Origin of the sequence: Vibrio sp. Y51_MX_L26, assembly GCF_024181935.1 — a bacterium.
Taxonomy (GTDB): domain Bacteria; phylum Pseudomonadota; class Gammaproteobacteria; order Enterobacterales; family Vibrionaceae; genus Vibrio; species Vibrio diabolicus.
In genome coordinates this window covers 443,574-457,243 of the sequence record NZ_JAMZAS010000003.1, presented here as the reverse complement: position 1 = coordinate 457,243, position 13,670 = coordinate 443,574, and the positions used below count along the sequence as shown (strand labels likewise).

15 protein-coding genes are annotated in these 13,670 nt (G+C 46.8%); all 15 read right to left on the bottom strand.

What is annotated here, in order from left to right; genetic code table 11:
- Nucleotides 1-26 precede the first annotated feature (26 nt).
- Complete coding sequence (gene ccmI, locus NL645_RS10770) at nt 27-1,241, bottom strand: c-type cytochrome biogenesis protein CcmI (protein ID WP_253651687.1); 1,215 nt, start codon at nt 1,239-1,241, stop codon at nt 27-29.
- Entirely contained in the window at nt 1,241-1,726 is a 486-nt protein-coding gene (locus NL645_RS10765; RefSeq protein ID WP_005380519.1) for a cytochrome c-type biogenesis protein, read from the bottom strand. The genes ccmI and NL645_RS10765 overlap by 1 nt, the downstream gene beginning before the upstream one ends.
- Nucleotides 1,723-2,277, bottom strand: coding sequence for a DsbE family thiol:disulfide interchange protein (locus NL645_RS10760; protein ID WP_012841537.1), 555 nt, complete (start codon nt 2,275-2,277; stop codon nt 1,723-1,725). Before NL645_RS10760 ends, NL645_RS10765 begins: the two co-directional genes overlap by 4 nt.
- Before the next feature lies 1 nt (nt 2,278).
- Entirely contained in the window at nt 2,279-4,255 is a 1,977-nt protein-coding gene (locus NL645_RS10755; protein WP_139060712.1) for a heme lyase CcmF/NrfE family subunit, read from the bottom strand.
- Entirely contained in the window at nt 4,252-4,737 is a 486-nt protein-coding gene (gene ccmE, locus NL645_RS10750) for a cytochrome c maturation protein CcmE (protein WP_005380516.1), read from the bottom strand. Before ccmE ends, NL645_RS10755 begins: the two co-directional genes overlap by 4 nt.
- On the bottom strand, nt 4,734-4,940 hold the full coding sequence (gene ccmD, locus NL645_RS10745) for a heme exporter protein CcmD (RefSeq protein ID WP_005380515.1): 207 nt from the start codon (nt 4,938-4,940) through the stop codon (nt 4,734-4,736). Before ccmD ends, ccmE begins: the two co-directional genes overlap by 4 nt.
- Nucleotides 4,941-4,951: 11 nt before the next feature.
- Nucleotides 4,952-5,695 carry a heme ABC transporter permease gene (locus NL645_RS10740; protein ID WP_005394301.1) on the bottom strand — a complete coding sequence of 248 codons (744 nt, stop codon included), beginning with the start codon at nt 5,693-5,695 and terminating at the stop codon, nt 4,952-4,954.
- Between the two features lie 109 nt (nt 5,696-5,804).
- On the bottom strand, nt 5,805-6,473 hold the full coding sequence (gene ccmB, locus NL645_RS10735) for a heme exporter protein CcmB (RefSeq protein ID WP_006741714.1): 669 nt from the start codon (nt 6,471-6,473) through the stop codon (nt 5,805-5,807).
- Nucleotide 6,474: 1 nt separating this feature from the next.
- Complete coding sequence (ccmA, locus tag NL645_RS10730) at nt 6,475-7,092, bottom strand: cytochrome c biogenesis heme-transporting ATPase CcmA (protein WP_012841536.1); 618 nt, start codon at nt 7,090-7,092, stop codon at nt 6,475-6,477.
- A 287-nt stretch (nt 7,093-7,379) separates the two neighbouring features.
- Nucleotides 7,380-7,874, bottom strand: a complete 495-nt coding sequence (locus NL645_RS10725) for a DUF2802 domain-containing protein (protein WP_041853027.1) — start codon at nt 7,872-7,874, stop codon at nt 7,380-7,382.
- 14 nt (nt 7,875-7,888) lie between these two features.
- Complete coding sequence (locus tag NL645_RS10720) at nt 7,889-8,383, bottom strand: chemotaxis protein CheW (RefSeq protein WP_005380507.1); 495 nt, start codon at nt 8,381-8,383, stop codon at nt 7,889-7,891.
- Between the two features lie 35 nt (nt 8,384-8,418).
- Nucleotides 8,419-9,519, bottom strand: a complete 1,101-nt coding sequence (locus tag NL645_RS10715; protein ID WP_074191669.1) for a chemotaxis protein CheW — start codon at nt 9,517-9,519, stop codon at nt 8,419-8,421.
- Nucleotides 9,509-10,288: a ParA family protein gene (locus tag NL645_RS10710; RefSeq protein ID WP_006741712.1), complete on the bottom strand. Its 780-nt coding sequence runs from the start codon at nt 10,286-10,288 to the stop codon at nt 9,509-9,511. Before NL645_RS10710 ends, NL645_RS10715 begins: the two co-directional genes overlap by 11 nt.
- Before the next feature lie 8 nt (nt 10,289-10,296).
- On the bottom strand, nt 10,297-11,409 hold the full coding sequence (locus NL645_RS10705; protein ID WP_047008842.1) for a chemotaxis response regulator protein-glutamate methylesterase: 1,113 nt from the start codon (nt 11,407-11,409) through the stop codon (nt 10,297-10,299).
- Between the two features lie 29 nt (nt 11,410-11,438).
- The gene (locus NL645_RS10700; RefSeq protein WP_253651686.1) at nt 11,439-13,661 is read right to left on the bottom strand and encodes a chemotaxis protein CheA; all 2,223 of its coding nucleotides are present in this window, start codon (nt 13,659-13,661) and stop codon (nt 11,439-11,441) included.
- Between the last annotated feature and the right edge of the window lie 9 nt (nt 13,662-13,670).

Below are 13,670 nucleotides of genomic sequence, written 5' to 3'. Positions count from 1 at the left end.
CATATTTCAGAGACAGACGCTAACGATTAATATTGCTGGTCAATGGTCACTTCAACCGGCGTGCCAAATTCAACGACGTCACTCTCTCCGTGCCAATCTTGGTCACGCGTTGCTACGTTACCGTCAGAGTCCACACGCACACGGACGATTAACTTGTCGAGTGAAGATAGTTTTTGCCCCTGCATCATGGCATTACCATCATCTAATACGACTGTACGAGGGAAAGTACCCAGCGGATAGCGAGCTGCCGCAACAGGCATTGGTGAGCCATCTGCACGATGTACCGATACAATCAGAACTGCGTTTGGATCCAACTGAGCATTTGGTGCCACATTAATTGTCACAGCTACACTCTTATCCGGTGAAACCGCTTCGCCCATTTGCTTACGAGCACTCTCAATACTGCGTGACAACATCTCGTAGCGGCTATCTTCTGGACCAATCATTTGCTGCATGATTCCCCAGTACTTGATCGCTGCCGGGAAGTCTTGACGCTCAAACGCATCGAACGCTAACAAAGAAAACACACGCAGATCGACATAGTCTTGCTGCATCAGCTTGCCGAGTAATGAGCGAGCCGTCGCTTGATCCATTTCCTCTTGAGACAGCATCAGAGCTTGTGCATAACCCAACATCACATCAGGATCTTTGGGCTCTAGGCGATATGACTTTTCCATCGCATCGATAGCGGTCGTGACATCACGATTTGCTAACGCAATACGACCTAGCAGTAACCAACCTGTCGAGTCTTCCGGCTGGTAATGTAAGCGAGTTCGAAGGGCAAGGGTCAAATCCGCCATTTCATCGTCACTCAACGGCTCAGAAGAAGCCGACATCAGCTTTTTCGATAACTCAGGTAGATTTGCAGACACTTCTTGCCATTGAACAATATCGTCTGACGCGCCAAATTTGTAATACAAGCCATAGCTCAACGCCACCGTCAGAATTACCGATGGAACTAAAACCGCGATTGGTGAAACCTTGGCTTCTTTTTGCGCTTTATCACCCGGAATATCGTCAAGGAGAGACTGCTTTAGATCAGAAATCAGTTCGTCTTCGCTTTCAACCAGCCCTTCGTCGGTTTCTTCTGCAAGCTCAGATAGACGGTCTTTATAAAATGCCTTGTTGAGCTCATCGCGTAACACATCATCATTGTTCGCTTTTTGTTTAAGCAGCGGCAAAGCCACCAGCGCACAAGCAATAAGCGTAAGAGCAACGGTGGAAATCCAAAATAGTGTCATTACTTCTTATCTCCGTTGTTCTCTTCTTCAAGCAATGCTTTTAAACGAGCCTCTTTTTGCTCATCCCATTGCTCGTCACTGCTCGCTTTTGCCTTAACTTTAGATTTACGGCTACGCAGCACAATCAAACCAAAACCACCCAGTACTACAGCGAGTGGCCCTAGCCACAAAATCGCAGTCGCAACCGTAAATGGTGGGTTGTAAGTCACGAAGTTACCGTAACGGGCGATCATGTAATCAACAATCTCATCTTTGGACTTACCTTCTTTGGTCATTTCGTACACCTTATGGCGTAAGTCTTGAGCAAGTTCAGCGTTAGAATCCGAGATCGTGTTGTTCTGACATTTAGGGCAACGGAGCGTATGGCTTAACTCTTTGAACTGCTGTTCTTGTTCCAAGTTATCGAACTCGTACACTTCAATGGCAGCGTGAGCAGCAAGAGATAATGTCATGGCAGCAAAAACTGCAAGGATCAGCTTTCTCATTGCTTCGCCTCCTCAACCAATTTGTTGTAAAGCGGCTCCAGTGTTTCTGACCAATTACGTGGGTTTACATCCCCCACATGGCGATAGCGAATCACACCATTTGCATCAATAATGAATGTTTCTGGTGCTCCATAAACGCCAAGGTCAAGACCAAGCATACCACTACCATCAAATAGGCTAATTAAGTACGGGTTGCCGAGATCATTCAACCAGCCTACCGCTTTGTTACGATCATCTTTGTAATTCATACCGATGATCTTAACGCCCTTACCCGCCAATTCGTTTAGGTATTTATGCTCTGCATAACATGTTGGACACCACGTTGCCCAAACGTTCAAGAGCAACGGCTCACCTTTAAAAATTGACTGGTCGTATTGTTTTCCAGGTTCAGCTAAGTCTTCTAAGTGAAACTCAGGAACTGGCTTACCAACCAAAACCGACTCCAATTTCGTTGGATCATCGCCCTCTTGGTTGCGCATTAACTGGGTTGCGAAAATGCCCGCCAAAATCATGAAAGCGACGAGCGGAATAAATAAGATTTTCTTATTCATGTTATGCCTCCTGCTCTTTTGACTTCGCGTTTTTCTTTGAAGATTTACGGAAGCGATAACGCTTATCTGAAATCGCTAGTGCACCGCCTAACGCCATAATCAAAGAGCCAGCCCAAATCCAACGAACGAACGGTTTATAGTAAATACGAACAGCCCAAGATCGGTTGTCGTCTAAACGTTCACCCATTGCAATGTATAAGTCACGACTAATGCCACGGTCAATGGCAGCTTCGGTCATCATAGACTTAGCCGTACGGTAGAAGCGCTTCTCAGCGTGAAGCGTATTCACGTATTTGCCATCATGTGTGATCTCAAAATCCGCGATGTAGCCATCGTAGTTTGGACCATCTTTATCACGCAGGCCTGAGAAGTAGAAATCATAACCTTGAATTTGGAAATGTTCGCCAGGTGCTAAACGTACATCACGCTCGATGCTGTAGTTCTGTACCATCGCAATACCGATAACAGATACCGCCAGACCAACATGACCCAACATCATCGCCCAGTGGCTACGCTGCAGCTTGCGAACGCCTTCACTAAAGCTATGACGGTGCGTTGCACGCTCATATAGTTCAAAGCCATGCATTGCAATAATCCAAATCGCCATTACCCAGCCAATGTAAGCCATGGTTGAGAAGAAGTCGGCAAACAGGAACACGCATACCGCAGCCAAGGCGAAAGCAAGCACACCTGAAATGAGCATTGGTTTCACAAGTTTAGATAAATTGTCTCGCTTCCAACGGATAAGTGGACCAATACCAAGTAGGAAAGCAAATGGCATCATCAACCAAGCAAACAGCATGTCGAAGAATGGCGCACCGATAGAAACCGACCCCAAACCAAGCTGCTTGTGTACGAGCGGCAACAGTGTCCCCACTAACACCACAACAAGTGCTGCGATAAGTAATACGTTGTTGGCTAAGAGCGCGTTTTCACGAGAGACTAAGTCGAAGTTACCACGTACACGTACTGCTGCCCCTTTTACAGCAAACAGCAATAAAGAGCCGCCGATAACGAAAACGAGGAAGCCTAGAATAAACATACCGCGCGACGGGTCAGACGCGAACGCGTGCACCGATACTAAAATACCGGAACGGACTAAGAATGTGCCCAACAAACTCAACGAAAATGCAGAGATTGCCAATAGTACCGTCCACGCTTTAAATGTGCCGCGTTTTTCTGTCACGGCAAGAGAGTGCATTAATGCGGTACCCGCTAACCAAGGCATGAATGATGCGTTTTCTACTGGGTCCCAGAACCACCAGCCACCCCAGCCAAGTTCGTAGTAAGCCCACCAAGAGCCTAGTGCGATACCGAGTGTTAAAAATACCCATGCAGCGGTTGTCCAAGGACGAGACCAACGAGCCCAAGCCGTATCAAGGCGTCCGGTCATTAGGGATGCGATCGCAAAAGAGAAGGCAACCGAGAAACCAACGTAGCCCATGTAAAGCATTGGCGGGTGAACAATCAAACCAGGGTCTTGAAGCAGAGGGTTCAAGTCACGCCCGTCAACCGGGAAGAAAGGCAACGTACGTAAGAATGGGTTTGACGTTAAGATAATAAACAGTAGGAAACCTACTGAGATCATACCCATTACGGCAAGTACACGTGCAACCGACTCTTGTGGCATACCACGACTGAATGTCGCTACAGCGACAGTCCAAGCAGCTTGGATTAACACCCATAGCAACAGTGAACCTTCGTGTGCACCCCATACTGCGGTTAAACGGTAGTACCAAGGAAGCTGACTATTCGAGTTGCTCGCTACATACTGTAACGTGAAGTCGTTGGTATAAAATCCCCAACATAAAATGGCGAAAGAGAACAACAGCATCAGGAACATAGACCAAGATAGCGGTCGCGCTGTGTTCATGAGCATGGTGTTATTATTCGATGCTCCCCACAATGGCAATACGCTCAGCAGCACAGCCATTGCAAGCGAAAGAATGAGAGCAAAGTGACCGATTTCAGCAATCATTGGCCGCTTCCTTGTTTCTGTTCGGTGCTGTATTGAAGCGGTTCATGCGTTTTCTTCATCGCTTCTGCAATTTCTGGTGGCATGTATTCTTCATCGTGCTTCGCTAGGACCTCAAATGCCTCAACCGTCGTGGCATCTTTCAGCACACCTTGAGCCACAATACCCTGCCCTTCACGGAACAAGTCAGGAAGAATACCATCATAAGTAATCGTCACTTTAGGACCGACATCGTGCAGGTCAAAACTCACTTTCAAAGAATTAGGATCTCGACGAACCGAGCCCACAACCACCATACCACCAATACGCAGACGCTGGCCTACTTCTGGCTTGGTGCCATCTGGCTTACCATTAACCAATTCCGTAGGAGTGTAGAAAAGGTCCATATTTTGGTTAAGCGCATAAAGTATCAAACCAATGGTGGCACTAATACCGATAAAGATCGCTAGTACGATACCTAGCCTCTTTTTACGTCTCGGATTCATAAGGTGTTCTCCATGTTCTTCGCTGCGTCGATACGAGCTTGACGGTCAATTTTTGCTTTCACTTCTTTCAATAATGCATCACCGCGGCGAAGGCTAGTGATCAGAAGAATCAGCATGGATAAGAAAGTAATACCAAACGCACTCCATACGTATGATGCGTAGCCACCCATGGCAAAAAAGTCGCTCAGAGATTCAAAATGCATAATCAATTACCTCACTGAGTTTGTTCTGTTGCGAGTTTGCGCACCCAAGGGCGGTGACTTTCTTTACTGATGATTTCGTTACGGAAACGGACCATCGTCACTGCACCAAAGAAGAACGCAAAGCCAAAGATGTTTAGCAATAACGGCCAAAGCATGTCGGATGAAATAGAAGGTTGTTCAAATTTCGTGATCGTCGCGCCTTGGTGAAGCGTGTTCCACCACTCTACGGAAAAGTGAATGATCGGAAGGTTAACAACGCCTACGATCGCTAAAATACCCGCCGCTTTTGCGGCTGTTTTCTGATCGTCAAACGCGTGATAAAGCGCAATAACACCAAGATAGAGAAATAGAAGAATCAACTCTGAAGTAAGACGCGCATCCCATACCCACCAAGTGCCCCACATTGGCTTACCCCAAACGGCACCAGTAAGTAGAGCAATAAAGGTAAATACCGCACCAATCGGCGCCATCGCAAGTGCCGCCATATCAGATAGACGTACTTGCCATACTAAGCCAATAAATGCCGCAATCGCCATCGACATATAAACGCCCATAGACCAAATAGCTGATGGGACATGAATGTAGATGATTCGGAAACTGTCACCTTGTTGGTAATCTGAAGGCGCAAATGCAAGCCCCCAAACCGTACCAACCGATAAGCATACGAGGGCCAATACAGAAAACCAAGGCAGAAACTTACCACTCAAACGGTAAGCGGTTTCTGGCTTGGCATAAGGATGTAGCCATTTCCACATGTTTTGTTCTCACTCTTACTTCAGGGACACTGTCTAAAGGGTTGAGACCGTAGCAGTGCTTTAATAATAATTCTTTGATCAAGCGCCGCTTCATTGGCACTTTATTGAGTTAGTTAACACTAACTCTCAATGCGGCACTAATGGCAAAAGGCGTTAACGTCATCGCTCCCATTAGCATCGCACCTAAAATTGCTAGTTGACCGTTATACGCCATACCAAGCGCGGCGGCATCAATTGCTGATGTTGCGAAAATCAAAATTGGGATGTAGAGCGGAAGAATAAGCAAACTCAAAAGAACGCCACCCTTTTGCAACCCAACCGTCAAAGCCACACCAATAGCTCCAATAAAACTTAGTGTCGGTGTACCGATCATCAAGGTTAGTACAACAGATAGCCAAGTATTGAAATCGAGCGAAAGTAAAACCGCCAATAATGGGCTAATTAGGATCAGAGGTAACCCTGTTAACAACCAATGTGCTATGACCTTTGAAACCACTACAAGTTGCAATGGAATCGGCATTAGCATCATTTGTTCCAATGCACCGTCTTGAAAATCATCACGAAATAGACGCTCTAATGATAATAAGGCGGATAGCAATGCGGCAACCCAAACAATGCCCGCTGCAATACGTGCTAACAAATTTGGTTCAGGCCCGATACTAAGAGGAAACAAAGTAATAACAATAATAAAGAACCAAAGCGGGTTCAGAATGTCTGCCTGACGGCGAAATGCTATCAATAGCTCGCGGCGAATGATGGTGGTCATAGATGGAATCATATCAATCACCCAACTTTATTTTTCTAAGTTTCGGGCTGTCCGAAAACATATCTTGATGCGTCGTCAACACGACAATACCGCCATTATCAGCGTGACTTGCGAACAAAGATTCAAGCACTTTGACGCCTTGCTTATCGATGGCGGTCAACGGTTCATCTAAAATCCATAAAATTTGCTTACTGAGCCATAACCTTGCTAGTGCCACTCGTCGTTGCTGACCTGCGGAAAGCTGTGCTACAGGCACATCTTCTCGACCGGCCAAACCAACTTGAGTTAAAGCTGTGAAGATTTCTTCGTCAGAAGAGCGGTTATTTTGAATAGATTGGTAAAAACGTAAGTTTTCTAGTGCGGTAAGCTCTCGTTTCACTCCAGTTTGATGCCCTAAGAACAGCAGATCTTGATGGAAAACATCACGAGATTTTTCAACCTCTTCTCCTTTCCACTTAATGATGCCTTCTTCTCTATCACCTAAACCTGTCACAATACGTAGTAACGTAGTTTTGCCAGTACCATTGCGTCCTTCTATCTGGACCAATTCACCAGGCTTAATTTCAAACTGCAGGTTTTCAAACAGGACCCTCTCATCACGGATCGCTGTCAGGTTAGATACTTCTAACATAGAGCTTCAACTAAAAAATGAACGAAGCGATATATTAGCACAGCTTAGTTATGACAAAACAGGATAAGAGGGCTGTGATGTATGTAAGTTCATGTATTTTTGTTAATTAATCGTCACACTTTAATAAAATTAACTATAAGTAGTTATAAGCTCTCATTTTAACTTGGGGAGCGAGTGCTAAGAATGAAAAGAGCTTAAGGTAATCTAGGGCTGTATTGCAAAAAGATAATTAGTAACCGAACACAAAAAAAAGAGGCTTATCGCCTCTTTTTATCGCTTTAAAACCTTTAGCGTCGACGACGTCCACGCGCCGGGTATTCTGCATCATCTGATGGCTGACCGCTTAGTGGTGGAATTTTCTCTTTTCCCGCCAGTTTTTTCTGTAGTGAAAGCATCAATTCCGCTTCAGCTTTTGGCAGTTCACACTCTTCAATGAGCTCATTGATATCTGCACCAAGCTGTACCATTTTAGAAGCTCGACTGTACAAGCGACCATCAGTATCAGCGTGTTCGAGTTCACGAATTCTCTCGTTTAGGTGCTGAATAATGTCTTGTTGTTCCGTTACTTTTTGTCCAAGACCAACGACAACCGAACGCACTTCGAGTAACTGCTTACTCAACTTTTGTACTTCTTTATCTACATGTCGAGACTGTGCTCGTTGCTGGTCTACTTGCTTTTGCAACCCCGAGCGAATGCGCAGTTGCAAAACAACCAACACCAACACGATAAAAGCGACGCCACCCGCAAGGAATGGAACAGATAAAAGAGTCTCTTCAGCCATCATTATTCAGCCCATTATAGGTGAGCCATCTCGTCCCATTCGTCATCCGTTAGGAGCTTGTTCAAATCCACAAGGATAAGAAGCTTGCCGTCACGGTTGCTCACACCTTGGATGAACTTCGCGCTTTCATCAGTACCAACAGAAGGCGTCGTGTCAATTTCAGAAGAACGTAGGTAAACCACTTCTGCCACACTATCTACCAAAATACCAATCACTTGACGCTCTGACTCGATCACAATAATACGAGTATTATCTGTAACTTCGCCTTCCATCAGGCCGAAACGCGAACGCGTGTCGATAACAGTAACCACGTTACCACGCAGGTTGATGATACCCAGAACATAATCTGGCGCACCTGGAACGGGTGCAATTTCAGTATAACGAAGTACTTCACGAACTTGCATTACGTTGATGCCGTACGTTTCTTCTTCTAGCTGGAACGTCACCCACTGAAGAACTTCGTCATTCGATGCATCTTTCTTCACTTCTACTTCAAAAGCTTGAGACATAGTTAATCCTCGTTAATGTCGTTCCCGACTTAAATCTAATTCAGTGATTTGACATCTAAACCGGCGTTTAGCATGTCAATGAGCGCCTGGACATGAATTAAGGCGCACATTTTTTCTTTTACCATGCCCGCTAGCCAAGGGCGCTTACCCGCCTGTTCACGCCAGCGAACCTTGTCGATATTGAGCGTTTCCGTCCCCATTAGTTGGTTACTGGCCAGCCCCCACATGCTCTCTCCAAGCATGACAACGTATTGGTAATTATCTTTGTAACTGTCATCGCGAAGCTTATCTGCCATCACCCATTTCGCGGTATCGACGACATCAAACTGTTGCTCACGATTTGTTTGTAGCCCCAAATACCAGGCGGGCTTTCCTATCAAATGGTTAAGCTCGCTGATGCGATGAATACCACCTAACTCATCAAGCGGTACGGCAAACGTGACATCATTCACATCAAAGTAAAGCACTTGAAAATCTTCACTTCGCTTCGTGCTTTCCCAGTCAGTTGGTATTTCGGAACCTGTTTGTGTCTCGAGCTCGGTATCAACGTTCGATTCTATATTGACATCATGCTCAATCACCGATTGAGGTTCAACCAGTTCTGGCTGAGTTTCCTCAAAAACTGGCGCATCAATCACCCAGTCTTGTATCTCTTCAACTGTTTGTAACTCGGGCGCCTCACTAACGGTTTGTACGTCTGGCTCAGCCGCTTTTATTTCTGCTGCAATATCAATCGTATTTTGTTCAAGAATACTATCAATATCTAACTCGGCTACAGGGTTGCTTGCTTCAAGCTGACTTAATAACCTTTGCACATCTTCCAGATTTGGGGCTTCCAATTCTGGCGGATACGCTTCTTGAAACTGGTAAGTTTCCGGCTCCGAGTATTGAAACTGCAATTCTGGCTCTGGCTCTGGCTCTGGCTCTGGCTCTGGCTCTGGCTCTGGCTCTGGCTCTGGCTCTGGCTCTGGCTCTGGCTCTGGCTCTGGCTCTGGCTCTGGCTCTGCAGATGATATTTCTTGAGCCAGCAAGTCAAGCTCTTCCTCAAGAGTCGTTGCTTCAGCCTCATCACCCAGTAGCGCATTAAAGTAGTCATCAAGCGCTTGTTCACTGGAAAGCACGTCGTTACTGCTCATCGAACGCTAACCTCTCCAGGTAAATCAGTAACTGTTTATACGCAAACACACCACGACTACCAGATGCAAAATGTGATGCTGGCAAATGCTTTAAACTAGCATCACGGAACTTGGTATCAATCGGCACCGCAGAGGTCCATACTTGATTTGGGTAATCTTTCTTCAGTTGCATCAATGTCTGCAAAGACGCTTTGGTGCGCTTGTCATACATCGTTGGAACGATAGTCACTTTGAAACCACCCGGACGAGACTTTTGCATAATGGTTAACGTGCGCATCATGCGTTCCAAGCCTTTCATCGCCAAAAACTCGGTTTGAACGGGAATCAAAATTCGGTCACTGGCGGCCAGTGCGTTCACCATCATCACACCAAGAATTGGCGGGCAGTCAATCAACACATAATCATAGTCTTGTGAGACCGCTTGTAGAGCTCGTTTTAAGATCAGCCCCATCCCACTGCGATTCCCCATGACACGATCAAGCGTCGCAAGGGACATATGCGCGGGAATGATATCCATCCCTTCCAGTTTTGTCTCTAGGATTAACGGCCTCACCGTTTCACGAGAGAATGTCTTCAACTGGAATAAATCAAACAGGCTCGAAGTTACTGCGTCAGGATCATAACCAAGATAGGTAGTCAGTGATGCGTGAGGGTCAGTATCGACCATCAGTACGCGATGACCTTTTTGACTCAGCAAACCCGCTAATGTCACTGTTGAGGTGGTTTTACCCACGCCACCTTTCTGGTTAGCTACACTCCAAACAATCATGATGAATCCTACGCTAGGCCAACTTCCACCAACATGCGTTCTGCAATGCGGTCAAGCGGTAAATCTTCTGAAGAAATGCCTGCTTTAGCAACAGCTTGGGGCATACCATAAACAACACAACTTTCTTCATCTTGAGCCCAAATAGTTGAGCCTGCAGACTTCAACATACGAGCACCTTCACGACCGTCTGCACCCATGCCAGTCAGCACTAAAGAGAGTACTTTGTCACCGTATACTTTGGCTGCAGAACCAAAAGTCACATCCACACATGGTTTGTAGTTCATGCGGTCGCCGCCATCAATGATACGAAGACGAGCAGCCCCCGCTCGACCATCCACCATCATTTGCTTACCACCTGGAGCAAGGTATGCCACACCAGGCTGTAAGACATCGCCGTCTTGGGCTTCTTTCACTTGAATCTTACACAAGGTATTCAAACGGCTGGCAAATGCAGCAGTAAAGGTTGCCGGCATATGTTGGATCAATACGATCGGATGCGGGTAGTTCATCGGTAAACGCGTCAGAATTTTTTGCAAAGCAACCGGACCACCAGTCGACGTGCCAATTGCGGTCAGTTGATACTTCTTACCAGAGGCTCGGAACTTTGCCGCAGCCGGTCGAGCAGGAGCTGGAGTCGCTGGCGAAGCCGTTCTTGAACCTAGTGGACGAGCTGCCGCACTGGTACTCGCAGCAGCGCGAGTGATTGGTCGACGCATAAAAGCGCGCTTCGAAGCAATCTGAATAACACGTTGCTGAAGCAGTGACACCGCTTCTTCGCGGTTACGTGCGATGTCTTCAAACTTTTTCGGTAAGAAATCCAATGCGCCCGCATCTAGCGCATCAAGCGTGGCTTTCGCCCCGTCATGAGTCAGGGACGAAAACATTAGGATTGGCGTTGGAGCAGCTGCCATGATTTCACGCACAGCGGTAATGCCATCCATCACTGGCATTTCAATATCCATCGTGATGACGTCCGGTTTAAGAGATTTGGCTTTCTCAACCGCCTCTCTGCCATTTACCGCAACGTCAATCACTTCTAGGCGCGATTCTGAGTTGATGATTTCGCTCACGCGACGTCGAAAAAAACTCGAATCATCAACGACTAGTACTTTAATCGCCATCTTATTCCTTTTAATAACGTCAGCTTTGCTTAAAGGCGTGAAGCCGCAGCATATCGCTTAAGTAAATCAGGCACATCTAGAATTAATGCAATATGGCCATCGCTAGTGATTGTTGCACCAGCCATGCCCGGAGTGCCTTGCAATAGATTATCGAGTGGCTTAATAACCACTTCTTCTTGACCAATAAGCGTATCCACAACAAAACCAACGCGCTGGTTACCGATCTGTACAATAACCACATGACCGTGACCAGTACGCTCTTCGACGTTTTGTGATTTGGATGCTAACCAGTTCTGTAAGTAAAATAGCGGGATAGATTTTTCACGCACAATGATCGTCAACTGACCATCTACCACGTTTGTGCGACTCAGATCCAAGTGGAAAATTTCGCTCACAGATGCCAGTGGCAGTGCAAACGGATGACCGCCAACACCAACCATCAGTGTTGGTAGGATCGCAAGCGTCAGTGGTACTTTGATGGTGATCTTAGTGCCTTTCCCTAGCTCAGAATCGATATCGATTGAACCATTTAAGGTGTTGATCGCCGTCTTAACCACATCCATGCCAACGCCACGGCCAGAGATGTCAGAAATTTTATCTTTACTTGAGAAACCTGGCGCAAAGATAAGGTTGAAGCACTCTTTGTCTGTTAAACGGGCCGCCGCATCTTCGTCCATCATGCCGCGCTTAACCGCGATACCACGCAGTTTGTTCGGGTCCATACCGCCGCCATCATCTACGATGGATAGCTCAATATGATCCCCTTCTTGCGATGCAGACAAAATCACTTTACCTGTGCGTGATTTACCTGCTTTCGCGCGGTCGTCTGGCATTTCAATACCGTGGTCAACCGAGTTACGAACCAAGTGAATCAATGGATCAGCCAATGCTTCTACAAGGTTTTTATCGAGATCGGTTTCTTCACCGCGCATTTCCAACACAATGTCTTTATTTAGGTTGCGCGCCAAGTCACGGACAACGCGTGGGAAACGGCCAAATACTTTCTTGATTGGCTGCATACGCGTTTTCATTACCGCGCCTTGCAGATCCGCCGTTACGACATCAAGGTTGGCGACCGCTTTGGACATTTCTTCATTGTCGCTGTTCAAACCAAGGCTTAATAGACGGTTTCGGACCAATACAAGCTCACCTACCATGTTCATGATGGTATCAAGCGTCGAGGTATCGACACGAACGGTTGCCTCGGCCTGAGGCTTTTTAACCGCTGGCGCTTTCGCCTCTTCTTTCACCGCGACAGGTTTAGATTCTGGTTTTGGTGCTGGAGCTGCTGGTGCTGGCTTAACCGCAGGCTCAGGTTTCGCAGGGCTTTCCTCTACGTTTGCTGATGCCGGCTTCGTTGCCATATCCAGTTCTTCTAGCGTAGGACCTTTGCCCGCACCATGTAGCTCATCGAGTAACTTTTCGAACTCTTCGTCCGTCATTAAATCACTATCTTGATTTGCTGACGATGCAACTGGCGCAGCTGGTTCTGCCGCTTTAGGAGGTTCTGCTGGTGCAGATGCTGCAGCCTCTGCCGCTGATGGACTTTTGCCAACGCCGTGAAGTTCGTCAAGTAGACGTTCAAATTCATCGTCAGTGATATCGCCACTTTCAACTGATGGCGCACTTGATTGAGGGGGCTCTGATGGCGCTGTTGGTGTCGCAGGTTCTGAAGCGCCTGGAGCTGAGCCTTTACCATGAAGTTCATCCAGCAGCTTTTCGAATTCGTCTTGGGTAATTTCATCGACAGAGCCGACACTTGACGCTGGCGCGGCAGGTTCTTCAATAACAGGCTCAGGAATGACAGGTTCAGGAGTAACCACTGGTTCTTCAACCACGGTTGCAGCGACTTCATCTTCTGATTCAGGTTTACATAGACGATGAAGTTCTTCAAGAAGGGCAGGATCCGCTGCTTCCAATGGTTCACGATCTTGAACGGCTTGGAACTGGGTATTGACCGTATCCAACGCTTTTAGCATCGTATCCATTAAGTTTTGCGTGACCGTGCGTTGGCCGTTTCGTAAAACGTCGAACACGTTCTCCGCACCATGACAAGTATCGACTAGCTCTGCCAAAGACAGGAAGCCAGCACCGCCTTTTACGGTGTGAAACCCGCGGAAAATTGCATTAAGTAAGTCTTTGTCTTCTGGGTTATTTTCCAATTCAACCAACTGCTCAGAAAGCAGTTCGAGAATTTCCCCAGCCTCAATGAGAAAGTCCTGAAGAATATCTTCGTCTAAATCGTAGCTCATACGTTACCT

What these genes read in the sequence shown, in the direction of transcription:
- NL645_RS10760 (WP_012841537.1), bottom strand. Translation starts at nt 2,277, where the DNA reads ATGAATAAGAAAATCTTATTTATTCCGCTCGTCGCTTTCATGATTTTG.
- NL645_RS10715 (WP_074191669.1), bottom strand. Translation starts at nt 9,519, where the DNA reads ATGAGCAGTAACGACGTGCTTTCCAGTGAACAAGCGCTTGATGACTAC.
- NL645_RS10725 (WP_041853027.1), bottom strand. Translation starts at nt 7,874, where the DNA reads ATGGCTGAAGAGACTCTTTTATCTGTTCCATTCCTTGCGGGTGGCGTC.
- ccmE (WP_005380516.1), bottom strand. Translation starts at nt 4,737, where the DNA reads ATGAATCCGAGACGTAAAAAGAGGCTAGGTATCGTACTAGCGATCTTT.
- NL645_RS10755 (WP_139060712.1), bottom strand. Translation starts at nt 4,255, where the DNA reads ATGATTGCTGAAATCGGTCACTTTGCTCTCATTCTTTCGCTTGCAATG.
- NL645_RS10720 (WP_005380507.1), bottom strand. Translation starts at nt 8,383, where the DNA reads ATGTCTCAAGCTTTTGAAGTAGAAGTGAAGAAAGATGCATCGAATGAC.
- NL645_RS10700 (WP_253651686.1), bottom strand. Translation starts at nt 13,661, where the DNA reads ATGAGCTACGATTTAGACGAAGATATTCTTCAGGACTTTCTCATTGAG.
- NL645_RS10765 (WP_005380519.1), bottom strand. Translation starts at nt 1,726, where the DNA reads ATGAGAAAGCTGATCCTTGCAGTTTTTGCTGCCATGACATTATCTCTT.
- ccmI (WP_253651687.1), bottom strand. Translation starts at nt 1,241, where the DNA reads ATGACACTATTTTGGATTTCCACCGTTGCTCTTACGCTTATTGCTTGT.
- ccmB (WP_006741714.1), bottom strand. Translation starts at nt 6,473, where the DNA reads ATGATTCCATCTATGACCACCATCATTCGCCGCGAGCTATTGATAGCA.
- NL645_RS10705 (WP_047008842.1), bottom strand. Translation starts at nt 11,409, where the DNA reads ATGGCGATTAAAGTACTAGTCGTTGATGATTCGAGTTTTTTTCGACGT.
- NL645_RS10740 (WP_005394301.1), bottom strand. Translation starts at nt 5,695, where the DNA reads ATGTGGAAATGGCTACATCCTTATGCCAAGCCAGAAACCGCTTACCGT.
- ccmD (WP_005380515.1), bottom strand. Translation starts at nt 4,940, where the DNA reads ATGCATTTTGAATCTCTGAGCGACTTTTTTGCCATGGGTGGCTACGCA.
- ccmA (WP_012841536.1), bottom strand. Translation starts at nt 7,092, where the DNA reads ATGTTAGAAGTATCTAACCTGACAGCGATCCGTGATGAGAGGGTCCTG.
- NL645_RS10710 (WP_006741712.1), bottom strand. Translation starts at nt 10,288, where the DNA reads ATGATTGTTTGGAGTGTAGCTAACCAGAAAGGTGGCGTGGGTAAAACC.